Origin of the sequence: Chromatium okenii (assembly GCF_016583745.1) — a bacterium.
GTDB classification, from domain to species: Bacteria; Pseudomonadota; Gammaproteobacteria; order Chromatiales; family Chromatiaceae; genus Chromatium; species Chromatium okenii.
This window is the reverse complement of the sequence record NZ_NRRQ01000014.1, coordinates 1-25394: the sequence shown is the minus strand read 5'-3', so window position 1 is coordinate 25394 and position 25394 is coordinate 1. Positions and strand designations below refer to the sequence as shown.

Below are 25394 nucleotides of genomic sequence, written 5' to 3'. Positions count from 1 at the left end.
TTATGCAGCGTATTAGCGTTAATCAAATGCAGTGGGGCGCGGTTTTATTCGTGGTGTGGTTGGGATTAACCAATTCTTTTCACTACCAAGAAATCCTCGCTGGCATCGTCATTACTACTGTCATCGTGTGGTTGACTATTCCGGCAGAAACCACCACGCGGCAATGGAGTGTATTGGGTTTGTTGGCGTATTTTCCGATCTTTTTGAAAGCGTTGGTGTTGGCTAACGTTGATGTGGCAATGCGGGTTCTTAATCCTAAGTTGCCAATTAACCCCGGCATCGTGCGGGTTCCCACGCAATTAACCACGCCGTATCAGCGTTTAATTCTCGCTAATAGCATTACTTTAACGCCCGGCACCATCACCTTAGAAATGGAACCGGAAGCGGTTTATATTCATTGGCTGGCAGTTGAAGATGCCACTCCTGAACAAGCTGGTGAAATCATTAAAGGTGAGATGGAACGCGGCATTATGCGGATTTAAACACATCAAAAACGCCCGCTTGATGTCACAAAGCGGGCGCAGGTTTAGATAAAGTTTTACTTAATACACCCGCGCTTGCGGCGGAAAAGAATCAACAGTTAATGGCTTGGTGCGCACAGGTTTATAATCCATCCGGTCGCCATCTTGATAATATAAACTGTGTTTTAACCAATTCTGATCGTCACGCGCTGGATAATCCGGTCGGGAATGCGCCCCGCGACTTTCACGACGTTGCAATGCCGATACCGCAATTGCCATTCCTACATCCATCATATTCACTAATTCCAACGCTTCAATTCGCGCCGTATTGAATACTTTGGAATGATCGCTTAATCGCACATCTGCTAATTGCTCGCGCAACGCGCACAGCTTGTTATAGCCTTCTGTCATCACGTCTTCGGTGCGAAATACGCCCGCGTGATCTTCCATACATTTGCGGAATTCTGCCCGCAACGTCGCCACCGCAATTCCCGCGCCGTGCTGATCCCAGCGCGTCAATCGCGCCAGTGCCGTTTCCAAACTCGCTGCCGCAGTCGGGCGCTGATATGGATTTTCTTTTACAAAATCAATGATGTCTTTCCCAGCCAGCCGCCCAAACACGAGAATGTCGAGCAGCGAATTGCCGCCCAGCCGATTCGCGCCGTGTACCGAGGCGCAAGCGCATTCGCCCGCCGCATATAGCCCCGCCACCACTTCCTCACCGCGTCCGGCAGGCACAATCACCCGCCCAAAGCGGTCGGTCGGAATGCCGCCCATCGCGTAATGCGCAGTGGGGAACACCGGAATCGGTGCGACTGCCGGATCAACGCCGGCGAAAATTTTGCTCGATTCCCGAATTCCCGGCAGCCGTTTGGCAATCAGCGCCTCGTCCAAATGATCCAATTTGAGCAACACATGATCGCCGTGTGCTCCGCAGCCGCGCCCCGCTTTGACCTCGGTGACGATGGCGCGAGCCACCACGTCGCGGCTGGCTAAATCTTTGGCTCGCGGCGCGTAGCGTTCCATAAATCGCTCGCCGTCTTTATTGATGAGGTAGCCGCCTTCGCCGCGAGTGCCTTCGCTGATTAACATTCCTTTGCCAGCAATTCCGGTCGGATGAAATTGGAAAAACTCCATATCCATCAAAGGGATGCCCGCTCGCAACGCCATTGCCGCACCATCGCCGGTGTTGATGTGCGCATTTGACGTGGTGCGGAAGACCTGCCCCCAGCCGCCAGTCGCCAGCAAAATCGCTTTGGCTTCAATCAACAGCGGCTGCCCGCTTTCAATTTCCAGCGCCAGCGCCCCGCAGATCACATCGTCAGCATCGCGCACCAGATCGAGCGCGAAAAACTCATCAAAAAAATGGGTGCGAGCGCGGATGTTTTGCTGATACAGCGTGTGCAAAATCGCGTGTCCCGTGCGATCCGCTGCCGCGCACGTCCGCGCCGCCTGCTCACCGCCAAAATGCTGACTTTGCCCACCAAACGGACGTTGATAAATTTTGCCGTCCGCCAGCCGCGAAAACGGCACTCCAGCATGTTCCAACTCGTACACAGTCGGAATCGCCTCGCGGCACATAAACTCAATCGCGTCCTGATCGCCGAGATAATCCGAACCTTTCACGGTATCGAACATGTGCCAATGCCACGAATCGGGCATCACATTGGCGAGCGCCGCATTGACGCCACCCTGCGCAGCGACGGTGTGCGAGCGCGTCGGGAACACTTTGGAGACAACGGCAACGCGCAGCTCGGCGCTGGCTAATTGCAGCGCGGCATTCAGCCCCGCGCCGCCTGCGCCGATGATGAGCGCATCAAAATGACGAGTGGGAACAGTCATGGCTGGATTCCGGCGGTGATGATCGCTTTGAACAACCAAAGTCCGGTAGCGATGAATAGAAAAGCGAATAACATCAATAAGCTGAGACGCAGGGCAAGCTGGTGGACGTAATCAATCAACACGTCGCGGATGCCGACCCAAGCGTGGATCAGCAGCAGTGGAATTCCCAACAACAGCCCGCTGTTGACCAGCGGTTGCGTGATCCACGTCACCAGCGCCGCGTGATCGGCTGGCGCGTAAAAAGTGAAATGAATCAACAAGTAAGTCATCAACAGCGCGAGATAAACGGCGCTGGCGCGTTGGATCAGCCACGCCATGAGACCGGAAGCGTGGCGGCTCATGCGCTGAGTCCAGCCGCGACCAGCGCGACGGTGAGAATTGGCGCAGCGATGAGCACGATTTGGGCGCTGCGACGGGCGACGTCCCGCTCCAGCCCGATGTCCACATCCAGCAGAATATGACGCAGCCCCGCGAGCAGATGATGGCTCAGGCTCCACAGCATCAGCAGCAGCGCCAGCTTGCCCGTCCAACTGGTCAGAAATGCCGCAGTCGCTGCGAATCCGTCCGGCGAGGCCAGCGCCCGCTCAACCACAATTGCGGCGACCGGCAGCGCCAGCACCATCACCACTCCGCTGAGACGGTGCAGAATCGAGACGACACCCGGCAGCGGCAGTTGAATCTGCCAAAGCGTTAAAAAGACGGGACGCGGTTTTAAGTGATTCATATTGATATTCAAGCTGTGAAACAGTTAGCCGCCCGTCACTGGCGGAAAAAATGCCACTTCGTCGCCGTCACAAATCGGCGTAGCGGCTGCTGCAAGCTCTTGATTGACCGCACTTAATACCAGCGCAGTCGGCGCAAATGCGCTCGCCCACGCACCGTCGCGCTGCCGCAACTGCTCGCGCAGCGCCGCCACCGTGTTGATTTCAGGCGGCAGGTGCAACGTCTCGCTGGCGCAGGCGAGTTGTTCGCGCAATTGTGCAAAATAAAGCAGTTGGATCAAGTGGTTATCTCAGTGCAGTAAATCGGCAAACGGCAGAAAATCAACCATTTCGCCGGGCGCAATCACCCGCCTCGGCGCAAGTTCAATCAATCCATCTGCCCACGTCAGCGACGACACCACCGCCGAGGAACGGGTGGGAAATACCGCCACTTCCAATTCGCCATCAGCGCCAGTTTGGAGGCGAGCGCGATGAAATTCGGCGCGTTTATCCGGTTTTGTCCACGCGAAACCAGCGCGGATTTTCAACACTCGCGGCGCGAGATCGCCGCTGATGCCTTGCCGCCGTAACACCAGCGGTCGCGCAAATAAACAGCAAGTCACAAACAGCGACACGGGATTGCCCGGCGTTCCGAGCACCGGCGTACCGGCGATGGTGCCAAACGCGACCGGCTTGCCAGGACGGATGTTGATATTCCACAGCGCCAAACTGCCGAGTTCCTCCAGCGCCGGTTTCAAATGATCTTCCTCACCAACCGAGACGCCGCCGCTGGCAATGATTAAATCGGCGGTGTGCGCCCCGCGTTGCAGCGCCGCCACTGTCGCCTCACGGCTGTCAGCGACGATGCCGATCTCCACCACTTCGCAGCCCCACGCCCGCAGCATTCCGTGCAGCATGAATTGATTGGAATTGTAGATTTGCCCGGGCTGCAACGCTTCACCCGGCTGCGCCAGCTCATCGCCGGTGGTCAACACCGCCACGCGCAACCGTCGATACACCGTCACCTGCGCTGCGCCAATCGTCGCTGCCAAACCCAGGTGTTGCGGAGCGAGGCGCGTTCCCGCAGCGCAGATTTCCGCGCCAGCACGGACATCTTCACCGATGCAGCGGATATTGGTGCCGGCTTTGCAGTCCAGCGGAATGCGCACCCACTCGCCATCACGCTCGCAATTTTCCTGCACCACGACCGTATCTGCGCCAGCGGGAATCGGTGCGCCGGTGAAAATCCGCGCTGCCGTCCCCGGCTCCAACGCCACGCCAATGCTGCCAGCGGGAATGCGTTGGGCGACGGGCAATTGCCCATTGTGCGCGGCAAGATCGGCGTGACGAATGGCGTAACCATCCATCGCGCTGTTATCCCAACTCGGCACGTTGATGGCGCTCACCAGCGGCTGCGCGAGCACACGTCCCAGCGCGGCGTCCAGCAGGACGATTTCCATCTCAGTCAGCGGCGCGACCTGCGCCAGCACAAAATCCACCGCTTCCTGTTTGCTCAAAATCTGGCGGCGTGGGGCATTCGATGTCGTCATTTTTCAGTGCTCAAGCAGGCGCGGGATCAATTGCGCAAAGTTACAGGGGCGCGTGCGGTTGTCCAATTGCGGCAGCAAAATCTGCTCCCACGCAGTGCGACACGCGCCGGGCGAGCCGGGTAAACAGAAAATAAAGGTGCCGTTTGCGACGCCGCCGAAGGCGCGGGATTGCACGGTGGAGGTGCCGATTTCGGTCAATGACACCTGCCGAAAGAGCTCACCAAAACCTGCGATCTCTTTATCCAGCAACGGTTTCACCGCTTCCGGGGTGCAGTCACGGCCGGTGATGCCGGTGCCACCGGAGCTGATGATGACGTGGACGGCGGCATCCGCGATCCAGCGCGAATACACCGCCCGCAGTTGGTAAATGTCATCGCGGATGATGTTTTTGGCGACCACGCGATGACCGGCGGTTTCAGCGGCGTGTTTGAGAAAGTGTCCGGAGGTGTCTTGTTCTTCGCCGCGACTGTCGGAGACGGTGAGCACGGCGAGATTGAGCGGGAGAAAGGTGCGGTCGTTCATGGTTGCGGTGCCGAGTGGGCGATGAGATGGGCGAGCTGGCGCAGGGTGGCGAAGTATTCTGCGGACAGCGGATCAACACTTTCTACTGTGCCATCAATCGCTTGCGCGACTTGCGCGGCAGCTTTGCGCGGAAATTGCGGCTGGACGATGATCACGCGCACGCCTTCGCGTTGCGCCTGTTCGATCAACGCCGCCAACCGTTGGGCGCTGGGTTCTTTGCCGCTCAATTCAATCGGAACCTGCTCCAGCCCATACGCGGCAGCGAAATAGCCCCACGCCGGATGAAAGACCATGAACCGGCGGGCAGTGACGCTAGCTAATTCGGCGCGGATGTCGCGGTCAAGTGCATCTAACTCGTTGATAAAATTGGTGAGATTGGCGCGATAGTCGGCAGCATGAGCGGGGTCGAGCGCGGCGAGCGTGGTTTCAAGCGTCGCTGCCATCTGCTTGACCAGCAACGGACTCGTCCAAATGTGCGGATCAAGCGCGGCGTGGTCGTGCGCCGCCGCTGCGTCCTCGTCGTGCGAATGCGCGGCAAGCGGACGCAGCGCGATACCCAAACGGGCATCAATCAGATGCAACGTCGGATTGGTCGCCTGAATGCGCGGCAGCCACGCGGCTTCAAACGGCATCCCGATGTGAACGTACAAATCCGCTCGCGCCAACCGCGCAATTTGACTGGGCGTTGGCTCGTAGGTGTGCGGACTAGAGCCGGGTTTGACCAACGTTTCCACGACGACATGCGCCCCGCCGACACGTTCAACCAGCATTTGCTGCGGGAGTACGCTGACAAAAACGTGCAACGGCGCCGCGTGTGCCGCGAGCGGGATCAATAAACAGAGTAAATAAAACAGTCGCAGCATCATTTTTCTTTTCACTCTGTATTGTTATGGATTAAGCAGTAATATCAATCGTGGTTCTAAATACTTCAGTGCCCACATCAATCACTTTTGCTGCGGATTGCAACTGTTGTAACTGCAAATTTTCATCCAGTAATGGCGGAGCAATGTTATCCGCATTGCCCTCTAATTGACGTGCATCCGCAAGTTCAGTCGCATCTTGGCGCAAGCCTTCCATGCCGTATTGCAACCCGCGCATTCCCACCTGATTGACCCCAGAAAGTAACATGAGCGTGCTCCTCAACTCTAATTTCACTTGTTATTGAGTTTAGACCACTTTGGTGCAATTTTCCTGTTGCGCTGCCGCAAAACTCGCACCTAAATAACGATCAATTACAGCATGAACCATATAAATAACAGGTGTTAATAACAATGCGATCACAACTTTATAAGCATAATTGACTACGGCAACTGCCAAAAATAAATCAATAGACCATTGCTGCGGACCTAACACAAAAGCAATATATAAAACGACAAAACTATCGACGAGTTGCGAAACAAAGGTTGATCCGGTTGCCCGCAGCCACAAATAACGTTGTCCAGTAACGCGACGAATAGCCTGAAATAACGCAACGTCTAATAATTGCCCCACTAAAAATGCAACGACTGAACCAATAATAATCCACAACCCTTGCCCAAAAATTGCCCGAAATGCTGCCTGCATATCTGGCACCCCACTATCAGTTTGCGTTGTCACCCACCAATCGGCTGGCACTAATTCAATGGCAAGATAAGCGAATACAAACGCATATACAATCAAGCCCACAGTTAAATAAGAAAGAAAGCGTACTCCGCGTTGTCCGTAGTATTCGTTAATGACATCGGTCATCACAAAAACGACCGGCCATAACAACACGCCTGCCGTAAAATTCAAAGAACCCGTGTGTTGCAATAGATGCCAATGAACGGGCGGCAAGCCGAGCGTTGCTTCAAGCGCAAAAATTTTGACGCCAACGAATTCAGCAATGAGGGCATTACAAATGAAAAAGCCACCAAGAATGATAAACAAACGGGTGGGACGATCAAATGCTCCCAATACTACGGTTGTGTTCACGACTTTGGTAAGGTGACGCCGCGTTGTCCTTGATATTTACCATTACGGTCTTTATAAGATGTTGCGCAAATTTCATCAGATTCAAAAAATAAAATTTGTGCGATACCTTCATTTGCATAAATTTTAGCAGGTAATGGCGTGGTATTAGAAAACTCTAAAGTGACATGTCCTTCCCATTCCGGTTCTAAAGGCGTTACATTCACAATAATGCCGCAATTGTGAACAAAAACACCGTTATCTAGTGCGAAATTACCTGCTTCAGGAACAGTTAAACAAAAAACATCATGATCACCTGCAATCGGTCGTACAGAAACCACTTTATGGTTTTGTTTTTCTGCGGTTTTGTGTCCACGAAATGAATCAATGATATGCGGAAAACGTCCAAACACAGCGCGATCACAGTTTAATAGACTGGCAAGTTCAGCCTGACGCAGATGTCTATCTGGACTACGTTCCCGAACCGCTTTCATGCGTTCACCTTGTCGTGCATGTTCTATATGACGATGATTTTTAGGCAAACCATGACGCAAATTCCATTCATCTGCTAAACGATGCGTAGGATATAAATGACCATTTAACGGCTGATAAACCATTTCATAACCTCGTGCGAGTTGCCGATATAATGGCATTAACGAAGCCCCAGGTTTCAGCTCACCAGCAGTCATCCAGTGTCCATCGCGCAACATAAATAAGTGATCGGGTGTCGCAAAGATACTTTTCTCATTATCTAATTTCATTTCAATTAAACTATCGCGTCCAATATAGCGAGGGGCATCGAGTTGCGTTACAATCAAGCGACCATTTGCACCAATGCTATAGCCCCAAAACAACTCTCCTTGTTCAGCACGAATAGCCATTTCTTCTAATGTTGGCGCAGAACCATCTACTAATGCAACGCGAGTATCTCCTCTAAAACAACGTGCATACGTCGAATTATGAACAATAATGTCATTCGCTAGAAAATTGTGAACATTAGGAATGTTTAAATCAAACACTTCTTTTTCACCAATAAACTGAATATCAGTGACGACATCCCAAACAGGTCCATCAACTAAAAGAGAAAGCTCATCATATTGAGTAGCCACAGCAACTTGATTAGCTAAAGTATATGGCAGCGATTGTGTCGGACGAGTGCTAACCACCAACTGATTTAGGCTTGTCCCTGCGTATAAAACAGCATTCTTCATCAATTCCCAAGCTGCTTGCGGTAACGTATCAAAGTTGCTGCGCAACCGATGAGGCGCATCTTTGAATGCTGGTAATATCTCTTGTTCTAAGCGCACCTGTTTAATCGACTCTGCCCAAAAACCGATCTCTTTTGCAAACCGCTGTATTTGTTCTCGGTCTGTGATTTGAACACGATAGGCATCTGTGTTAATCGCTGTTATTTTGTGACGAATCAGCGATAAAATGCCAAACCGTAACAACAGGTGATGAACATCTTCAATTAAACGACGTGATTTTGAGTAATACTCAATATAAAAAACCTCGCCACTACGGTAAACACCTCCATCACCAGAAAAAAGCGCCCTTAGAAACAAGCGCGTCGTTTCTTTAGGCGACATAAAGATCGCCTGTGGAACAAATTTACTCTCAGCAGTCACATTTAATTGATGCTGAATAAGCCATTGGTAAGCACGATTGCGTTCTGGTTTTCCTCCCCGCCCAGCTTTATTCACTAAACGATAGCCATATTGACCATTAAACGTCACTTCACCCAGACCACCATTTTTTACGCACTGCTTCACTAAATCAGCCAATACTGCGTCACCAGTGCTAAAGGTCGGACTATAACCAGGTGTTTTACATTGCCCTTCGGGAATCATTAAACCCAGTAAAATTGCTTCCCAATCAGGCAATGGAGTTTTACCAAAAATAGGAATCTCACGCGCAACAGCAATCCGATCACCTCGTTTCAACTGATTTAATGCTGTCCAACCATGTAATTGGCGAAAAGGATGATTTGCCGTCGCTTGTATTTTTAAGCCAGTTTTAGTCGTCAATTCATAAACGGGTTTAATACCTTGCGGCAGAAATCCTCCAACTTTAACTGGTTTCAAATGCCAATCTTGCATTCCAATGGTCATGCGGCCAAAAGCAAAATCAACAATTGGAAGATACGCGCCAGATTCAGCATCAACAACTCGGGTTTCTGCCGTTAAACATTTTCCTAAACAAATGGTCAATACATTACGCGGAATACGAAAGTATTCGACTGTACGCGCCAATACAAATGAATTGGGTGGAATAATGCAAACATCAGCTTTGAAATCAACAAAGCTATTTGAATCAAAGTTTTTTGGATCAATAATAGTCGAATTGATATTGGTAAAAATTTTGAATTCATCAGCGCAGCGCACGTCGTAACCATAGCTCGATGTGCCATAAGAAATCACGCGCCCGTGAGCGCCTTCCCGCACCTGAAAAGGTTCAAATGGCTCAATCATTCCTTGTTCAGCCATCCGTCGAATCCACCGATCAGATTTAATCGTCATCGCGTCTTCTCATTACCAAAGTTAAATAGGTGATCAATTGACACTCTAGCGGCGCGGGTTGCTCTGTTTTGCTGGCAGTGCCCACCGCCAAAGTGCTTCATCAGGAATCGGTAACACTAAAAACCAGTGTTCTAAAATGGCTAATGCTAATAAGGTTGCAACCAGCGTAAATCCCACTACTTCCGCATCAGTCACTTGTAATGCCATCGCTTTCAAAATAATCAATACGACAACGACCGTTGCAACAGTTACTGAAAGTGGAAATAACAGGTTCATGCTGCGTTTTATCATATAGGTTTTCAAATAGCGGAGCGGTTCTGGCAACCAATTTTCATTGAGATTAGGGACACCAAAGAATAAATTTAACTTGGCGCTCCAGCGCATCAACCACAGCACCATAAAAGTCCAAGTGCCCACTTGATTGGGTTCATCCCACGAAATAATAATGAGAAATAGACCAGTGACCATAATGGCTAATTCGTGGTACAGGCTCGTCATAATAGCCAGACCAAACCGTTGCCAATGCGAACAGTGTTCGGGACAAGGAATTTTGCGCGGGCCAATTGCATACCCAGTGAAATAACTCATTTCTAACACTCCCCAAATGATAATGCCGCAAGTAAAGGCGGCATAATTCATCACGACAGTCATGGTGGCGCTGCTCACAACAAAGCCAAAAGTTGCAATAGCCAGCACCGCCGCACCGCCGAGCATGGTCCAGTGGAAAGTTCGTCCAGGTAAATTATCGACATAGAGAACCACGCCGGTGCTAAACCACCATAGTCCTAAGGCAAATAAAATCGGAATACCGAAGTCAGACATGAATAAAACCCAACTATCGTGCTGCTTCAGAACCGAGTTGGTGTCAGCCGAGGATTAACGCAAGTCAATGCGTATTATTGAATGAAGGCACCGCATCACACGAGGCGAGAATTGACAAATTTATTGATTGAATTTGTATTCGCGCATAACAATACTATTGTTGTTGCGGCGGCGCTGGGGCTAATGGCGGTGGTAGTAAGGTTGCAAAAGCGGCTGCATTGGTGGCACCAAAGGCTTTTAATTCAAGTTGAATGCTAGTGATGGGATCGCGCAATGTAATATCACCACCTTCGCGCCGCGCTAAGTGAAAAGGTTCGGCAAGCGTTGCATGATAACCTTTACGTTGTCTTTCCATCGTGCGCAATACGCCGCGAATGAAACCACCTTCACCGGGTGGCAAGGTGGTAATTAATTCACTGGTATTCACATCATACACAGCAAGCCCACCATCAGGAACATCTTGGAAACGAATCTCACGCGCTTGCACTTCAGGAGTGACTTCCGCTTGATCCATTTTCATTCCCGTCAATCGCGCAATGCTAATCATCACAATGATAAAAGCCAATAAAGACGCGACTGCGATCAATACGCCCCGGGGGAATGGACGCTGACCAAATGCTTCACTCACTGGAAAACCTCATTGATTAAAAAGTTCTGAATGTTATTCAGCAGTATCGGCAGCCGTATTCGTTACTTGTTCTGCTGCATACGCTTTGAGCGCATCAGCAAGAAGTGCCGCAACGTTTTCAGCATCAGGAATGGTGCGCAACATGGGTTGCGGTGGCGAAAAATGCCAAGGACGCACATGCGGCCAAAAGATAATGTATGACGGATGCGCTGTTTCTGCTAATAGCAGCGGAATATCACCAGTGCCATCGGCATAACGTTTCAAATCTGCAGCGCGAATCTGTTTGAAGGGTAAATTCATAATCATCTGAATTGCTACGCCAACGCGCATTACAACCCGTTGATTTGTAATGGTGTAAATCGTGGCGCGACTCATCGCCCAACCCAGCAAGGCGAGTGCGCCAACCGCGACTGCGCCCAAAATGATGATCCAAAGCACCCCTAATAACGCACTCGCCACCGATGAGTCGCTAGACCAATCGACGGCGAGGCGCCAGACCACGAGCAGCGCGAAGTACAACCCAACGGTGCGGACATGAAAGGCACGCTGTGCCAATGCGGTCCAACTGGGCGCACCTTGCCAGAGCACTTCCTCACCCGCTGGAAGTTGTTCCGGCAAGCCTCGAACTGGCTCGAAGTCGTATTCCTTCACAGCAGCGGCTCGGCACGTTCTGGAGTGGCATACAGTTTGCCGCCACCGTAGTAAGCGCAAACTTTATCTTCTTCAAAAAGCGTAACTTGATCAGGATTAGTCAAAGCCGGCACATTAGCAAAATGCGCTGCTTTGATGGCTAATACTTTGATTGTCCGCGCTTTTTTATTGAATTTGCAGAAGTTAATCGGCAACAATGCTTGTTTACCGCCTTGTGCAACTTTCATTTCTAAATAACGAATTTGCGGCTCAGAACGATCCACCCACACATCAGTCACGGTGCCGCCCACTTCGCCATCCAATCCGATCACGGTCATGCCGCGTGGATCAGGATCACGGGTTGCAATGGAGAAATCAGTGGCAACACGCAGCGGCACGATTTTCGGTGCGCCCTCGTGGGTCAAATCAGGATGTTTTTCCCGATCAGGTGATGCGCCCGGTCCGAATGCTGACAGCATCGGATCACCGTTTGGAATCAGCGGTGCGCCAGAAAATGGTGCGGCTGGCGTCGCATTAACGGCTGCCACTGCTTCCTGACGTGGCACAGAAACGGTGCCAGCGTTGTGAGGCAGAACAAACGTTTTTGGCGTGGGCATTGCAGGGAAACCAACCACCTTCACGCGCCCACCAGACCGATCAGTGCGACTGGATTCCAGCGGATACCCTTCGCGCTTGTCTTCGCGGTGTAAATAGTAGACCAGCCCAGCGAAAAAGAACCAAAACGCCCAAATCGAAATTTGGGCAACATCAAGATAGTCAGTGAGGGCAGCAGACACGATATAACCTCCGTAGGATTGAGAATAACTAGCCGCAAATGGCTAGGCCGAACAAACATCTCAACCTTGGCGCACCAGCTCCAAAGCCTGAGACATGTAAAAACCCAAAATAATGCGCCGCGTGCGCCGGGCATCCCACCCCTGCAACTCATCATCCGCTACGATCCGTTTGCGCATCGCCTTCTCACTCACCGGCTCAATCGCTGGTGAGCGGTCGCTGCGCGGAAACAATCGCCCAATCGCCAGCATCAGCGTCAAGGGCACGGTGCGCGGCGCAAAAGTAAACACAATTGAGGAATTGGTGCGCTGCGCCAGCCCAGCGAGCACCTTCACTGCATCCTCCGGGCGATAATGAATCAACGAATCCATCGCCACCACATAATCAAATTGCCCGTGCGCCGGATCAAGCATATCGCCAGCTTGAAAATTGATTGAACCCGCGCCCAAATCGCTCGGCATCCGCTCGCGGGCAATGTCAATCAGCGTCGGCGCAACATCAATGGCGATCACTTCCGCACCGCGTCGCGCCGCTTCAATTGCCAGCAATCCCGTGCCGCAGCCCGCATCCAACAGCCGTTTGCCCGTCAAATCAGCCGGCAGCCAGCTCAACAACGTGCCGCGCATGTCATCGCGCCCGGCGCGAACCGTTTCCCGAATGCGACTAACTTTGGCGTCCGAGGTCAGTTTTGACCACGCATCGGCAGCGGTGCGATCAAAATAGGTTTTGATCTTTGCTTGCCGCTCTTGATAAGGTTTCAATCCTTGTTGAGTTGGATTTTGCATATTTCAATCCTTGTTGTATTGGATTCCAATTCAATCAAACCCCAAGAAATCAAAGATGTCGCGGTCGCGCATTGGCTGCGCCGACAACGGCTCGACGCCTTCCCAGAGCCGTTCAGCAAGCTGGAGATATTGCTGTTTAGCCAACTCCAAACCCGGATCATCTGATTCCACCATTTCAAACAGCGTCGATTTTTTCAAGCGCGAGCGGCGAATGATGTCCAAATCCGGCAAATGCGCCAGCCGTTTCAAACCGATAGCCGCATTAAAACGATCAATTTCATCGGTATTGACGCTGCGATTGGCGATCACGCCGCCGATGCGCACCTTGTAATGTTTCGCTTTTGCCACAATCGCCGCAGCGATCCGGTTCATGGCAAAGATTGAATCAAAATCGTTGGCCGTGACGATCAGCGCCCGCTCTGCGTGTTGCAGCGGCGCGGCAAAACCACCGCACACCACGTCGCCGAGTACGTCGAAAATCACCACGTCGGTATCTTCCAACAAATGATGCTGTTTCAACAGCTTCACCGTTTGCCCGACGACATAACCGCCGCAGCCCGTGCCCGCTGGCGGCCCGCCAGCTTCCACGCACATCACGCCGTTATAGCCTTCGTAAACGTAATCGCTGGGGCGCAATTCCTCGGCGTGAAAATTGACCGATTCCAGAATGTCGATGACGGTCGGCACGAGGCATTTGGTCAACGTGAACGTCGAATCGTGCTTCGGATCGCAGCCAATTTGCAGCACCCGCTTGCCGAGTTTCGAGAACGCCACCGACAGATTCGACGAAGTCGTGCTTTTGCCGATCCCGCCCTTGCCGTACACCGCAAAGACTTTCGCGCCATCAATGCGCAAATCGGGGTCAAGCTGCACCTGTACGCTGCCTTCGCCGTCCAGATGGTTATCGTCCTTAGAAAAAGCACTCATCAGGCTGCTGCCTCCGTAACGCCTTCAAGCCGATCTTCCAATTCCTCACCCGCACGGCGCAGCGCCTCCAGCGTCGCCGCATCGGGCGACCAATAATTGCGCTCGTGGGCTTCAATCAAACGGTTGGCGACTTTTGCCGAAGCCGTCGGATTCAACTGCGCCAGCCGGTCGCGCATTTCTTGATCCAAAACAAAGGTTTCCGTGAGCTGCTGATACACCCAAGGCGCGACCTGACCCGTCGTTGCCGACCAGCCCATCGTGTTGGTGACATGCACCTCAATCTGGCGCACGCCCTCATAACCGTGCTTCAACATACCCTCGTACCACTTGGGATTGAGCATCCGCGTCCGCGTTTCGAGCGCCACCTGTTCGGCCAACGTGCGAACCACGCCATCGCCGCGAGTTTGATCGCCGATATAAACCGGCACCTCGTCACCTTTGTATTGACCGACGGCGCGAGTAATGCCGCCGAGCGTGTCGAAATAATGGTCAACGGTCGTGACGCCCAGCTCAACGGAATCCAGATTTTGATACGCCAACTGCACCGTGCTCAGAACGCTTTTCAGCAGCGCAGCTTGTTGCACCGGCTGCCCGGAGCGCCCGTAAGCAAAGCTCTTGCGGCGGGTGTAAGTCTCCGCCAGCTCGTCGCCTTCGTCCCAACTGCTGCTGTCCACCAGATAATTGACGTTCGCGCCGTAAGCACCGTCGGCGTTGCTGAACACGCGCAGCGACGCAGTTTCCAGATCGCAATTCTGCGCAGCTTGATAGTCAAGCGCATGTTTACGAATGAAATTCTGCTCCAGCGGCTCGTCAGCAGATGCCGCTTGAAACGCCGCTTCTGCCAGCAAGCGCGTTTGCAGCGGCAGCAGATCGCGGAAAATGCCCGACAGCGTCATCACCACATCCACTCGCGGTCGCCCCAATTCTTCCAATGGAATCAAGGTCGCGCCAGCCAGCCGCCCGTAATTATCAAAACGCGGTCGCGCCCCAATCAGCGCCAGCGCCTGTCCAATCGGCGCACCTTCGGTTTTGAGATTGTCGGTGCCCCACAACACGATGGCGATGGTTTCTGGGAAGGGATTGCCCTCCGCCATGTGCCGCTCAATCACGCGAGCCGCTTGCTGCGCTCCATCTTTCACCGCGTAAATGCTGGGCAGCCGGAACGGATCAAAGCCGTGCAAATTGCGTCCGGTCGGCAAAATCGCCGGGGTGCGCAGCAAATCGCCGCCGGGCGCGGGGCGGATGAAATGCCCATCCAGCGCCCGCAAAATCGCTGGCAATTCGCTGTCTTGAATCAACAGCCGGTCGGTTTCCGCCAGCTCGCGGAACAGCGTCACGTTTTCTTCAGAAGTCGCCATGCCACCAGCTTTCAGCGCCTTTTCGGGCGATTTACCGGCAACCAACGCCTCAATTGCTTTACGCGCAGGGCGGATGTTTTTCGTTGACTCAGCAACTGCGTCCAGCAAATCAATCCGTTCCTCTTCGGTCGGCGCTTCACCAACGACGTGCAACCCGTGCGGAATCAACGTGTATTCCAGCTCCAGCATCTTCTCGTGCAGCGTCACGACTTCAGATTCCGCCGTCGCGCCCCACGCCGGTTCAAGTTGCGCCAGCTCCAATTCTGCGGCTTGCGCCTGAATCAACTCGGCAAGCTGACTGCGTTCCTCGGCATCTTCGGGCGGCAAACCGCGCCAGCGTTCCATCGACCCTTTCAGATCAATCAAACCTTTATACAACCCGGCATGAGCAATCGGCGGCGTCATGTAGCTGATGAGCGTGGCGGCAGCGCGACGCTTGGCAATCGTGCCTTCGGACGGATTGTTGGAGGCGTACAGGTAGATATTCGGCAAATCGCCGATCAAACGATCTGGCCAGCAGGTGCTCGCCAAGCCAGCCTGTTTGCCGGGCATAAATTCCAACGCGCCGTGCGTCCCAAAATGCAGCACCGCGTGAGCGCCGAAATCGTCGCGGAGGTAGCGATAAAAGGCGCTGAAAGCGTGAGTCGGCGTAAAGCCTTTTTCAAACAGCAAGCGCATCGGATCGCCTTCGTAACCGAACGCTGGTTGAATACCAACAAACACGTTGCCGAACTGCGCACCGAGCACAAAAATCGACGCGCCATCGCTCTGCTGTTTGCCGGGCGCTGAACCCCACTGCTTTTCAATATCGGCTAAATACGGCTCGCGGCGGACGTGGTCATCAGCCGGAATGCGGATGTGAACATTGGCATGAGCGCCAAACTTTGCGGCGTTGCCGTTGACGATGCGCTCGCGCAGATCGTCTAAATCTTCGGGTAAATCAACGCGATAACCGGCAGCGTCCATCGCCAACAAGGTGCGATGCAGCGACGCGAATACCGACAAATACGCCGCCGTGCCGGTGTTGCCCGCATTCGGCGGGAAATTGAATAACACGATGGCGACCTTGCGCTCGGCGCGTTGACTGCGCCGCAGCCGCACCAGCTTTTCCACCCGCGAAGCTAATGATTCCGCCCGTTCCCGATGCGATTGCATATCGCGGGCATCGTTGGAACCGCCGCCATTGCGCCCGCCGTAAACCATCGAACCGGTCGCGCCGTCAAGTTCAGGAATCGCCACCATCATCGTCGCTTCAACCGGCAGCAGCCCCTGATTGGAGTCTTGCCATTGATCGAGCGTTTGGAATTCCACCGCCAACGTGGAGAGATAGGGCACATCCAGCCGCGCCAGTATTTCCTCGGCAGCTTTGGAATCGTTATAAGCCGGGCCGCCCACGAGCGAGAAACCGGTTAATGACACAACGGCATCGACGGTCGCCTGACCGTCTTGCATGAAAAACTTTTCAATCGCCGGACGCGCATCTAAACCGCTGGCAAACGCGGGCACGACATGCAGCCCCCGCGCTTCGAGCGCCTCAATCACGCCGTTGTAATGGCTGGCATTCCCCGCCAACACATACGACCGCATCAGCAACAGCCCGACACGCCCTTTCGGTTTGCCGTTGATGACCGGCAGATGCGCGATCTTCTCGGAAATGTGCCCCTTCATTTTGGGGTGATAAATGCCGACTTCGGGATATTCCGCTGGCGCTGCAACTTTCAGCGTCCCGCGCAGATGGCGACGCGGACCATCGGCGTAGCGATCCACCAAAAAGCGCACCATGTTGCCGAGATTGTCGTCAGTGCCCGCCAGCCAGTATTGCAGCGTGAGGAAATAAGCGCGGACATCCTGCGCGGTGCCGGGAATGAACCGCAGCAGTTTGGGAATCCGCCGCAGCGTGGACATCTGCTGCGCCCCAGTGCTCTGGGTTTTCTCTTTATTACCGCGCAGCCGTTTGAGCAGCGCCATTGGGCCGCCCGGCGTGCCATCCATCGCAAAGCCGCCCATCCGCGTCAGCTTCATCAACTCGCCAGCGGACATGCACACGATCATCGCGTCGCATTGCTCACGGCGAGCAGCCAACGCCGGCAGGATCGGTTTGAAGTGCTCCTCCATCACCAACATGGTCGCCATGATGATGTCGCCAGCGGCGATGTCGGCGAGGCAGCGATTCAGCGCATCAGGTGAATCAGCCCATTCGGTCGCGGCATGGAGACTGAGTTCCAACCCCGGCAGCTCGCGCCGTACTGTTGGCAGTGCCCGCTGGGTCGTCCCCGACAAGTGACCATCAAGATTGATGATGACCACGCGCACGGGCGTCGCCTCAGTTTTAGAACGAATATCAGCGACCGAAGTGCGCTTTGGCATCGTAGAGCGTCTCCACGGTAATGGTGGTAATCCCGCGTTCTTGAGCGAAGCGTTCGGTATTGCGCCGAGCCTTGCCGCGAACGAAAAACGGAATCTTCTTGAGTTCTTGTTCGGCTTCCATTGCCCATGTTGTCGCGGGAGTCTCTTCCGCTGCCGCCTCTTCTGGCACAACTGCCGCAGTCAGCGCCGGGCGCGTTGCCATGCCGCCCAAATGCGATGGCGCTGCGCCTTCGTGAAACTCGAAATCTTCCCGAAACATCGTAATCAAATGTTCCTCAAGTCCCATCATCAACGGATGCACCCAAGTATCAAAGATCACATTTGCGCCTTCAAAACCCATCTGCGGCGCATAGCGGGCGGGAAAATCTTGAATGTGCGCTGGCGCTGAAATCACCGCGCAGGGCACACCGAGCCGCTTGGCAATATGGCGCTCCATCTGCGTTCCCAACACCAGCTCAGGATGCGCTTCGGCAACTCGCGCCTCGACTTCCAAATAATCATCAGTAATCAACGGCTCCACGCCGTACCGCTTGGCGGCTTCCCGCACTTCCCGCGCAAACTCGCGGGCGTAAGTGCCTAAACCGACAACCATCAATCCCAATTCTTCGGTCGCCATCCGCGCTGCGGCAACGGCATGAGTCGCATCACCAAAGATAAATACGCGCTTGCCGGTGAGATAAGTTGAATCCACCGAGCGCGAATACCACGCCATTCTGGCGGATGACGGAGCAACGGTTGTGCCGACATCAATGCCCGCAACGCGCCCAATTTCAGCAATAAAATCATGGATCGCACCGATGCCAATTGGCACCGTTTTGATCGTTGGTTGTCCAAAACTGCGCCGCAGCCAGTCGCACGTTTGATCGGCGATTTCAGGATACAGGCAAACGTTGAAATCCGCTTCTGGTAAGCGCAGCACGTCTTGCGGGCTGGCACCGAGCGGCGCGACCACGTTCACGCCCACGCCAATCGAATCCAACAACCGTGTGATTTCCACCACATCATCGCGGCAGCGAAAACCCAGCGCCGTCGGGCCGAGCAGATTTGCCAGCGGACGCGCTCTCGAGTGGCGCAATTCCCGTTCTGTGCCCGGCGCAGGGACGCGACTTTTCAGCAGCCCGCGTACCAATTGATAAAAGGTTTCGCTCGCGCCCCAGTTTTCTTTGCGGGTGTAAGCCGGCAGTTCCAGCGCCAGCACCGGAATCGGCAGCTCCATGCCTTGCGCCAACGCGCCCGGCTGATCCTGAATCAACTCCGCCGTGCAGGATTCACCAATCAAAATCAACTGCGGACGAAAGCGATCAAACGTTTCTTGAATCGTGCGCTTCACCAATTCGGCCGTGTCACCGCCCAGCTCCCGCGCTTGAAAACTGGTGTAACTGACCGGCGGCCGCTGGCTGCGCCGCTCGATCATGGTGAACAGCAAATCGGCGTAGGTGTCGCCCTGCGGCGCGTGTAACACCAAATGCACCCCGGTCATCGAGGTGACAATGCGCATCGCGCCGATGTGTGGCGGGCCTTCGTAGCTCCAAAGCGTCAACTGCATAACATCACACCTGCAACAACGCGCCGCGTACCAAGGGTCGCGCAAAAAGTTCTGCTAAATCGGCAGCTTGATCGAAACCGTGTACCGGACTAAACACCAACTCAATTGACCATTTCGTGCGCAAACCCTCCGCTTCCAACGGATTCGCCAAGCCCAATCCGCACACCGTCAAATCTGGGCGATCTGTGCGCAGCCGTTCCAATTGCGCTTCGAGGTCTTGTCCTTCGGTCAAGCGCACTCCCGCCGGCAACAGCGCCAGCTCGGGTGCCATCAATTGCCGTTCTAAAAAGGGCGTGGCGACTTCCACCAATTCCATGCCGCATTCCCGCGCTAAAAACCGCGCCAGCGGAATTTCTAACTGTGAATCGGGCAAAAAGGTGATGCGTTTGCCGCTCAACAATGCTCGCTGCCGAGATAACGCCTGTTGTGCTCGCGCAATCGGCGCTGCCGTCACTGTGTCCAAACGCTCCGCCGCAATGCCCCACGCTTCCGTCGCTGCTCGTAGCCAGCCGAGCGTCCCTTCAACGCCAAACGGATAGGGCGCAGTCAGCAGCGTTGCGCCACGTTTTTGCAAAGCGCGGGCGGTTTCGCCGAGAAACGGCTGCGCCAACAGCAGCGTCGTTCCCGCTCCCACCGGCGGCAGCGCATCGATGCGACGCGGTGGCAAAAAATGCACGGTAGTGATGCCCAGCTCGGTGAACAAGCGGGTGAATTGATCCTCAACGACATCGGGCAAAGTGCCCAAAATCAGCAAGTTGCGTTCAGTCGCTGGCAAAGCGGGCAGATGCGGAACCAGCGCCAGCAAACAGGTATCTTCGCCTTGAGTGAACGTGGTATCGAGACCGCTGCCTGAATAATCAAACACCTGTACCCGTCCTTGATACTGCGCTGACAGCCGTTCGGCCGCTTTATTGAGATCGAGCTTGATGACTTCGGACGGGCAAGAACCGACTAAAAACAGGCTCTTAATATCAGGACGCCGTCCCAGCACCTCAGCGACCACGCGATCCAATTCCTGATTGCAGTCCGCCATGCCCGCGAGATCGCGCTCTTGCAGAATCGCAGTGGCAAAACGCGGCTCGGCGAAAATCATCACGCCGGCAGCGGATTGCAGCAGATGGGCGCAGGTGCGCGAACCAACGACTAAAAAGAAGGCATCTTGAATTTTGCGGTGCAGCCAGACGATGCCCGCCAAACCACAGAACGCTTGGCGCTGCCCGCGTTCATAGACGATGTTGGCGACATCACAGCCGAATACGGGCGTTGTCATTCTGCGACCTCGGCGAGTGCCACCGGAGCGCGACTGGCAGCATCTAAACGAGCGGCGCGTAATTTAACAATATATTGCGCAGCGTTAATGAGATAAGTGGTATAGGCGGCGAGTGCTAATAACATTTGCCCATGAATATCAAGTGTTTGGGTGAATACAGCAATGAGATAAGCAGTGTGCAAGGCGAGCACTAACATGCTAAAGACATCTTCCCAAAAGAATGCTGGCGCGAATAGATAACGCCCAAAGACGACCTTTTCCCAAATTGAGCCGGTAATCATAATGATATAAAGCACCAGCGTTTTAATCACGACAGATGCAGTGGCGGCGCTTGCGCCTTCGCCAGTCACTAAATAATTGATAACCAGATATAAGCTAACGAGAAAAACTAAAAATTGAATTGGCGCAAGAATACCCTGCACCAGAGTCCAGGGCGTTGCATCGCGCCGCTGCCGTTCTTCTGCGGTGTACAGCAGCGGACGCGGAGTTGGCTGAGTGTGTTGATCGGTCATTGGTGAGCTGGACTCGGGGTATTTTTTCTTGGGAGTGAGTCAAACGACCCGCCTGCGAGTCGCGTACCAATCGTGCTGTACGCGGAAAATTGGGGGTTGAATCAACGCGCACATGCAACCGTAAATCTAGTCTGCTTTTCAGCAAGTTGTCAACAGTGCTTAACGTAAAGCTAACTTGACAACTGTACACAAGCTACCACAATAGGGTGAGTTGGCATGAGCGGCAGTGTGGTTGTGAACACTTGCCACTGGATTTTTCCACTTTTCGGTTGCTCATCACAACGAAGGATTGAAAAAAAGCAAGCAAGAAAGGGAGGTGGTCTGGTTGCTAAATCCAATACAACAAGGGTTGACTTGCAGCCTTGACGCCAAGACAGCAGCCGCCCTTATTGAAGGCATGGCTGACATCGCCGTTGTCGTCGATTCTCACGGCGTGGTCAGCGATATTATCTTTGGCAGCGCCGATCTGCAGGCGGATTTCAGCGCCGACTGGATTGGGCAGCCATGGCTGGCAACCGTGTCACCAGAAAGTCGTCTCAATCTCGAAGCTCTGCTGGCCGAATCGCACATGCACGGAATGACGCGCTGGCGCCAGATCAATCACCCCTCGCTGCGCGGCAGCGACATTCCCATTCAATATCGGGCGCTGCGGCTGAGTGACGCCGGAGTGGTGATTGCTGTCGGACGCAATTTGCAGGGCATGGCGGCGTTGCAACAGCAGCTCGTCGATGCGCAGCAAGCGTTGGAGCGCGATTATTGGCGCTTCCGGCAGGTCGAAACCCGTTATCGGCTGCTGTTTCGGATGGTTTCCGAAGCCATCCTCATCATTGATGCGCCCACGCAGCGCGTGGTGGAAGTCAATCCCGCTGCCGGTCAACTGCTCGGTGAGACGCCAACTCGCGTCATCGGGCGACCATTTCCCGAAGGCTTTGATCCCGAAAGTACCCAAGCAATCAACGGTTTACTCGCTGGCGTGCGGGCAGCCGGTCGCGCTGATGACGTGCGAGCGCGGCTGATTGACGGCTTGCAGGAATTCCTCGTGTCTGCGTCGCTGCTGCGCCAAGAAAACGTGACCTTTTTATTGGTGCGGCTATCGCCGTTGCTGGCGGATGCGAGCAGCGCCGTCTTGCCGGAAACGAAAGCGCGTTATTTGCGGGTGCTCGAAAATGCACCGGATGGCGTGGTCATCACCGACGCCGACGGGCGGATTCTCACCGCTAACAGCACCTTTTTGAGTTTGGCGGAAATCGCCACCGAACAGCAGGCACGCGGTGAATCGCTGGATCGCTGGCTCGGTCGTCCCGGCGTTGATCTCAACGTGTTGATGGCGAACCTGCGCCAGCACGTCACCGTCCGTTTATTTGCCACCATGTTGCGCGGCGAATACGGCTCGACGACGGAAGTGGAGATTTCCGCTGCCGCCGTCCACAGCGGCGAGCGTCCTTATTTTGGCTTTTTTATCCGCGATGTCGGGCGGCGGTTAAGTAGCGAGCAGCCCATCAGCCCCGAACAAACGCGCTGGCTGGATCAATTGACGGAGCGGGTGGGACGCGTGCCGCTGAAGGAATTGGTGCGCGAATCGACCGATACGATTGAGCGGCTGTGCATTGAAGCGGCGCTGAAATTGACCGGCGACAATCGCGCATCTGCCGCCGAATTGCTTGGCTTGAGCCGCCAAAGTCTGTACGTCAAAATCGACCGTTACGGCATTGTTGCTGACCACACGCCCGATGCGCCCGCACCTGAGCACAAACATCTCCCTTGATAGGTTTTCTGCATGAATCACGTCACCCAGCTACCGCTGCGGCGCTATCCCGCGCCAGCGGCGATTCTCGAAGTGTTGCATCCGATTACATGGTTTCCGCCGATGTGGGCATTTACCTGCGGCGTCGTCTCCTCCGGTCAGCCGATTGCCGCGCAGTGGCTGCTGGTGTTGATCGGCATCGTCTTTGCCGGGCCGCTGATGTGCGCCACCAGTCAGGTCGTCAACGATTGGTATGACCGCGACGTGGACGCGATTAACGAGCCATATCGCCCGATTCCGTCGGGACGCATTCCCGGCAAATGGGGTTTTTATTTGTCGCTGATTTGGACGGCAGTGTCGCTGACTTTGGCTTATTTTCTCGGCACTTGGGTATTTGGTGCGGCGCTGATCGGCATGACGATTGCGTGGATTTACAGCGCCCCGCCGCTGCGTCTGAAAGCCAATGGCTGGTGGGGCAATCTCGCGGCGGGCATTTCGTATGAAGGGCTGGCGTGGTTCACCGGCGCGACGTTGATGATCGGCGGCGCGATGCCGGAGTGGCCGATTCTGGCGCTGGCGCTGCTCTACAGCCTCGGCGCTCACGGCATTATGACGCTCAACGATTTCAAAGCGATTGAGGGCGATATTCAAATGGGCGTGCGCTCGCTGCCGGTGCAGCTCGGCGTGGACGGCGCAGCGCGAGTCGCTTGTCTGGTGATGGGACTGCCGCAGGTGGTGGTCATCGCGCTGTTGTATTCATGGGACAAACCGGTTCACGCGCTCGCCGTTGGCATCATTCTGCTGATTCAGGTGGCGCTGATGGTGCGTTTTCTCGGCAGTCCGCGTGAGCGGGCGACGTGGTTTAGCGGCTTGGGCGTGAGCGTGTACGTCATCGGCATGATGATCAGCGCCTTTGCGGTGCGCGGCATGGCGCAAACAGTTTGATTTTTATTGATTTCTAGCAATGGAATCTGTCATGGCAAATGTTGAAACCTTTGATGTAGTCGTGATTGGCGGCGGTCCCGCTGGCGCGACGGCGGCGACCGATCTCGCCAAACTGGGACGCTCGGTGCTGTTGCTGGATCGCGCTGGGCGGATCAAACCCTGTGGTGGCGCGATTCCGCCGCAAGCGATGCGCGAATTTGAGATTCCCGAATCCATGCTGGCGAGTCAGGTCAATTCGGCGCGGATGGTGTCGCCGACGGATCGCACGGTGGACATGCCCATCAACGGCGGTTACGTCGGAATGGTGGATCGGGAGCATTTTGATGAGTGGCTGCGCGAGCGGGCAGCGACTGCTGGCGCGACGCGGCGCACCGGCACCTTCGAGCAGATTGAACGCGATACGGACGGCACGGCGCTGGTGTGTTATCGCCCCGGTCAAGGTCGCAGCGGCAGCGATTCCGAGCGGGTGCGGGCGCGAGCGGTGATTGGCGCAGATGGTGCGCATTCTGCGGTCGCCAAGCAGTGCATTCCCGGCTCGGAAGGCATGAAATTTGTCTCCGCGTATCACGAAATCGTGCGCACGCCGGCGGGTTTCGATGGCACCCGCTGCGACGTTTATTATCAGGGCGACATTTCGCCAGACTTTTACGGCTGGGTGTTTCCGCACGGCGCGACCGTCAGCGTTGGCGTTGGCACGGCGGTTGAGGGATTTTCGCTACGCTCGGCTTGCACTGAATTGCGCCGTCGCGCTGGGCTGGCAGACGCGGAAACGCTGCGCCGCGAAGGTGCGCCGATTCCGTTGGAGCCGCTGCGGTGCTGGGATAACGGGCGCGACATCGTGTTGGCTGGCGACGCGGCTGGCGTGGTCGCGCCAGCGTCGGGTGAAGGCATTTATTACGCGCTGGCGGGCGGACGGTTGGCGGGTGAAGCGGTGGCAGAATTTTTAACCACCGGCAAAGCGGCAGCGCTGCAATCGGCGCGAAAAAAGTTTATGAAAGCGCACGGTAAAGTGTTTTGGGTATTGGGCATTATGCAGCGGTTTTGGTATGCGAATGACAAACGGCGCGAGCGATTTGTCAGTTTATGCGCCGATCCCGATATTCAATATCTGACGTGGGAAGCGTATATGAATAAACGGCTGGTAAAAGCGCGTCCCGGCGCACATTTGCGCATTTTCTTTAAAGATATGGCGCATTTATTAGGGATTGTGTCACCGCGTTCTTGAATCTGCCGCATTTAGTTTTGCCCTTGTAGCTCAGTTGGATAGAGCGATCGCCTCCTAAGCGGTAGGTCACAGGTTCAATTCCTGTCAAGGGCACCACAGCGTTTTATGGCGGGTTATGCTAAAATAGGAGTTACGCAGTTGACCAAAAATAGCTTTAGAATATAGTCGATCCACCACAAAATGATTGTTAAAATCGGCGCAGCACCTTCAATCCTACTGTTGTGCCGCAATCAATTTATTCTGGCTTGGCTATACAAAGATGAACGCTGCAAAATGTACCGAACAAGATTACATTCAGTTTTTAATCGCTACTCCG

Annotated in this window: 23 protein-coding genes, 1 tRNA gene and 3 pseudogenes; 5 read left to right on the top strand and 22 right to left on the bottom strand. The window is 54.5% G+C overall.

The window, feature by feature from the left end; all coding sequences use genetic code 11:
• The first annotated feature begins 2 nt into the window (after positions 1-2).
• Positions 3-482 carry a Na+/H+ antiporter subunit E gene (locus tag CKO12_RS07300; protein ID WP_200154082.1) on the top strand — a complete coding sequence of 160 codons (480 nt, stop codon included), beginning with the start codon at positions 3-5 and terminating at the stop codon, positions 480-482.
• A gap of 60 nt (positions 483-542) precedes the next feature.
• Here the strand turns inward: CKO12_RS07300 and sdhA are convergent, their stop codons facing one another.
• The 22 genes and pseudogenes from sdhA to bchF all read right to left on the bottom strand — a co-directional run bounded on the left by sdhA (position 543) and on the right by bchF (position 21164).
• Entirely contained in the window at positions 543-2303 is a 1761-nt protein-coding gene (gene sdhA, locus CKO12_RS07295; protein WP_200154081.1) for a succinate dehydrogenase flavoprotein subunit, read from the bottom strand.
• Positions 2300-2644, bottom strand: a complete 345-nt coding sequence (sdhD, locus tag CKO12_RS07290) for a succinate dehydrogenase, hydrophobic membrane anchor protein (protein ID WP_200154080.1) — start codon at positions 2642-2644, stop codon at positions 2300-2302. Before sdhD ends, sdhA begins: the two co-directional genes overlap by 4 nt.
• The gene (gene sdhC, locus CKO12_RS07285; RefSeq protein WP_200154079.1) at positions 2641-3027 is read right to left on the bottom strand and encodes a succinate dehydrogenase, cytochrome b556 subunit; all 387 of its coding nucleotides are present in this window, start codon (positions 3025-3027) and stop codon (positions 2641-2643) included. The genes sdhD and sdhC overlap by 4 nt, the downstream gene beginning before the upstream one ends.
• A 24-nt stretch (positions 3028-3051) precedes the next feature.
• The gene (gene moaD / locus CKO12_RS07280; protein ID WP_200154078.1) at positions 3052-3306 is read right to left on the bottom strand and encodes a molybdopterin converting factor subunit 1; all 255 of its coding nucleotides are present in this window, start codon (positions 3304-3306) and stop codon (positions 3052-3054) included.
• 9 nt (positions 3307-3315) lie between these two features.
• Entirely contained in the window at positions 3316-4554 is a 1239-nt protein-coding gene (locus tag CKO12_RS07275; RefSeq protein WP_200154077.1) for a molybdopterin molybdotransferase MoeA, read from the bottom strand.
• A 3-nt stretch (positions 4555-4557) separates the two neighbouring features.
• The gene (gene moaB, locus CKO12_RS07270) at positions 4558-5076 is read right to left on the bottom strand and encodes a molybdenum cofactor biosynthesis protein B (RefSeq protein ID WP_200154076.1); all 519 of its coding nucleotides are present in this window, start codon (positions 5074-5076) and stop codon (positions 4558-4560) included.
• On the bottom strand, positions 5073-5942 hold the full coding sequence (locus tag CKO12_RS07265; protein WP_242466247.1) for a metal ABC transporter solute-binding protein, Zn/Mn family: 870 nt from the start codon (positions 5940-5942) through the stop codon (positions 5073-5075). Before CKO12_RS07265 ends, moaB begins: the two co-directional genes overlap by 4 nt.
• Before the next feature lie 28 nt (positions 5943-5970).
• Entirely contained in the window at positions 5971-6204 is a 234-nt protein-coding gene (locus CKO12_RS07260; protein ID WP_200154075.1) for a hypothetical protein, read from the bottom strand.
• 39 nt (positions 6205-6243) lie between these two features.
• Entirely contained in the window at positions 6244-7029 is a 786-nt protein-coding gene (locus CKO12_RS07255; protein ID WP_338032711.1) for a queuosine precursor transporter, read from the bottom strand.
• A pseudogene (locus CKO12_RS14905) lies at positions 7026-7244 on the bottom strand (dCTP deaminase); the annotation flags it as partial. The pseudogene CKO12_RS14905 and the gene CKO12_RS07255, both read right to left, overlap by 4 nt.
• Positions 7245-7250: 6 nt before the next feature.
• Positions 7251-9104 (bottom strand): annotated as a pseudogene (locus CKO12_RS07250) (LAGLIDADG family homing endonuclease); the annotation flags it as partial.
• 63 nt (positions 9105-9167) lie between these two features.
• A pseudogene (locus CKO12_RS14900) lies at positions 9168-9524 on the bottom strand (dCTP deaminase); the annotation flags it as partial.
• A gap of 45 nt (positions 9525-9569) precedes the next feature.
• Entirely contained in the window at positions 9570-10346 is a 777-nt protein-coding gene (gene puhE / locus CKO12_RS07245; RefSeq protein WP_200154073.1) for a putative photosynthetic complex assembly protein PuhE, read from the bottom strand.
• A 154-nt stretch (positions 10347-10500) separates the two neighbouring features.
• Positions 10501-10974, bottom strand: a complete 474-nt coding sequence (gene puhC / locus CKO12_RS07240) for a photosynthetic complex assembly protein PuhC (protein WP_200154072.1) — start codon at positions 10972-10974, stop codon at positions 10501-10503.
• Positions 10975-11007: 33 nt separating this feature from the next.
• The gene (puhB, locus tag CKO12_RS07235) at positions 11008-11625 is read right to left on the bottom strand and encodes a photosynthetic complex putative assembly protein PuhB (RefSeq protein WP_200154071.1); all 618 of its coding nucleotides are present in this window, start codon (positions 11623-11625) and stop codon (positions 11008-11010) included.
• A complete protein-coding gene (puhA, locus tag CKO12_RS07230; RefSeq protein WP_200154070.1) occupies positions 11622-12401 on the bottom strand; it encodes a photosynthetic reaction center subunit H in 780 nt (259 codons plus the stop codon). The genes puhB and puhA overlap by 4 nt, the downstream gene beginning before the upstream one ends.
• Positions 12402-12461: 60 nt before the next feature.
• Positions 12462-13184 (bottom strand): magnesium protoporphyrin IX methyltransferase, encoded by a 723-nt coding sequence (gene bchM / locus CKO12_RS07225; protein ID WP_200154069.1) that lies wholly within the window; start codon positions 13182-13184, stop codon positions 12462-12464.
• A gap of 30 nt (positions 13185-13214) precedes the next feature.
• Positions 13215-14111: a ferredoxin:protochlorophyllide reductase (ATP-dependent) iron-sulfur ATP-binding protein gene (gene bchL / locus CKO12_RS07220; protein ID WP_200154068.1), complete on the bottom strand. Its 897-nt coding sequence runs from the start codon at positions 14109-14111 to the stop codon at positions 13215-13217.
• Positions 14111-17836 (bottom strand): magnesium chelatase subunit H, encoded by a 3726-nt coding sequence (locus CKO12_RS07215; RefSeq protein ID WP_200154067.1) that lies wholly within the window; start codon positions 17834-17836, stop codon positions 14111-14113. Before CKO12_RS07215 ends, bchL begins: the two co-directional genes overlap by 1 nt.
• Positions 17811-19382: a ferredoxin:protochlorophyllide reductase (ATP-dependent) subunit B gene (gene bchB, locus CKO12_RS07210; RefSeq protein ID WP_200154066.1), complete on the bottom strand. Its 1572-nt coding sequence runs from the start codon at positions 19380-19382 to the stop codon at positions 17811-17813. The genes CKO12_RS07215 and bchB overlap by 26 nt, the downstream gene beginning before the upstream one ends.
• A 4-nt stretch (positions 19383-19386) precedes the next feature.
• Entirely contained in the window at positions 19387-20652 is a 1266-nt protein-coding gene (locus CKO12_RS07205; RefSeq protein ID WP_200154065.1) for a ferredoxin:protochlorophyllide reductase (ATP-dependent) subunit N, read from the bottom strand.
• Positions 20649-21164: a 2-vinyl bacteriochlorophyllide hydratase gene (gene bchF / locus CKO12_RS07200; RefSeq protein ID WP_200154064.1), complete on the bottom strand. Its 516-nt coding sequence runs from the start codon at positions 21162-21164 to the stop codon at positions 20649-20651. The genes CKO12_RS07205 and bchF overlap by 4 nt, the downstream gene beginning before the upstream one ends.
• 325 nt (positions 21165-21489) lie before the next feature.
• Here bchF and ppsR point away from each other — a divergent pair, with 325 nt between their 5' ends.
• From ppsR to CKO12_RS07180, 4 genes are all read left to right on the top strand, one after another.
• Positions 21490-22929, top strand: a complete 1440-nt coding sequence (gene ppsR, locus CKO12_RS07195) for a transcriptional regulator PpsR (RefSeq protein ID WP_242466246.1) — start codon at positions 21490-21492, stop codon at positions 22927-22929.
• A gap of 12 nt (positions 22930-22941) precedes the next feature.
• Positions 22942-23853 (top strand): chlorophyll synthase ChlG, encoded by a 912-nt coding sequence (gene chlG, locus CKO12_RS07190; protein ID WP_105073650.1) that lies wholly within the window; start codon positions 22942-22944, stop codon positions 23851-23853.
• 31 nt (positions 23854-23884) lie between these two features.
• On the top strand, positions 23885-25078 hold the full coding sequence (locus tag CKO12_RS07185) for a geranylgeranyl diphosphate reductase (RefSeq protein WP_200154063.1): 1194 nt from the start codon (positions 23885-23887) through the stop codon (positions 25076-25078).
• A gap of 19 nt (positions 25079-25097) precedes the next feature.
• Positions 25098-25174, top strand: a tRNA-Arg gene (locus CKO12_RS07180).
• Positions 25175-25394: the final 220 nt, after the last annotated feature.

What these genes read in the sequence shown, in the direction of transcription:
- CKO12_RS07300 (WP_200154082.1), top strand. Translation starts at nt 3, where the DNA reads ATGCAGCGTATTAGCGTTAATCAAATGCAGTGGGGCGCGGTTTTATTC.
- sdhA (WP_200154081.1), bottom strand. Translation starts at nt 2,303, where the DNA reads ATGACTGTTCCCACTCGTCATTTTGATGCGCTCATCATCGGCGCAGGC.
- sdhD (WP_200154080.1), bottom strand. Translation starts at nt 2,644, where the DNA reads ATGAGCCGCCACGCTTCCGGTCTCATGGCGTGGCTGATCCAACGCGCC.
- sdhC (WP_200154079.1), bottom strand. Translation starts at nt 3,027, where the DNA reads ATGAATCACTTAAAACCGCGTCCCGTCTTTTTAACGCTTTGGCAGATT.
- CKO12_RS07275 (WP_200154077.1), bottom strand. Translation starts at nt 4,554, where the DNA reads ATGACGACATCGAATGCCCCACGCCGCCAGATTTTGAGCAAACAGGAA.
- moaB (WP_200154076.1), bottom strand. Translation starts at nt 5,076, where the DNA reads ATGAACGACCGCACCTTTCTCCCGCTCAATCTCGCCGTGCTCACCGTC.
- CKO12_RS07265 (WP_242466247.1), bottom strand. Translation starts at nt 5,942, where the DNA reads ATGATGCTGCGACTGTTTTATTTACTCTGTTTATTGATCCCGCTCGCG.
- CKO12_RS07260 (WP_200154075.1), bottom strand. Translation starts at nt 6,204, where the DNA reads ATGTTACTTTCTGGGGTCAATCAGGTGGGAATGCGCGGGTTGCAATAC.
- puhE (WP_200154073.1), bottom strand. Translation starts at nt 10,346, where the DNA reads ATGTCTGACTTCGGTATTCCGATTTTATTTGCCTTAGGACTATGGTGG.
- bchM (WP_200154069.1), bottom strand. Translation starts at nt 13,184, where the DNA reads ATGCAAAATCCAACTCAACAAGGATTGAAACCTTATCAAGAGCGGCAA.
- bchL (WP_200154068.1), bottom strand. Translation starts at nt 14,111, where the DNA reads ATGAGTGCTTTTTCTAAGGACGATAACCATCTGGACGGCGAAGGCAGC.
- CKO12_RS07215 (WP_200154067.1), bottom strand. Translation starts at nt 17,836, where the DNA reads ATGCCAAAGCGCACTTCGGTCGCTGATATTCGTTCTAAAACTGAGGCG.
- bchB (WP_200154066.1), bottom strand. Translation starts at nt 19,382, where the DNA reads ATGCAGTTGACGCTTTGGAGCTACGAAGGCCCGCCACACATCGGCGCG.
- CKO12_RS07205 (WP_200154065.1), bottom strand. Translation starts at nt 20,652, where the DNA reads ATGACAACGCCCGTATTCGGCTGTGATGTCGCCAACATCGTCTATGAA.
- bchF (WP_200154064.1), bottom strand. Translation starts at nt 21,164, where the DNA reads ATGACCGATCAACACACTCAGCCAACTCCGCGTCCGCTGCTGTACACC.
- chlG (WP_105073650.1), top strand. Translation starts at nt 22,942, where the DNA reads ATGAATCACGTCACCCAGCTACCGCTGCGGCGCTATCCCGCGCCAGCG.
- CKO12_RS07185 (WP_200154063.1), top strand. Translation starts at nt 23,885, where the DNA reads ATGGCAAATGTTGAAACCTTTGATGTAGTCGTGATTGGCGGCGGTCCC.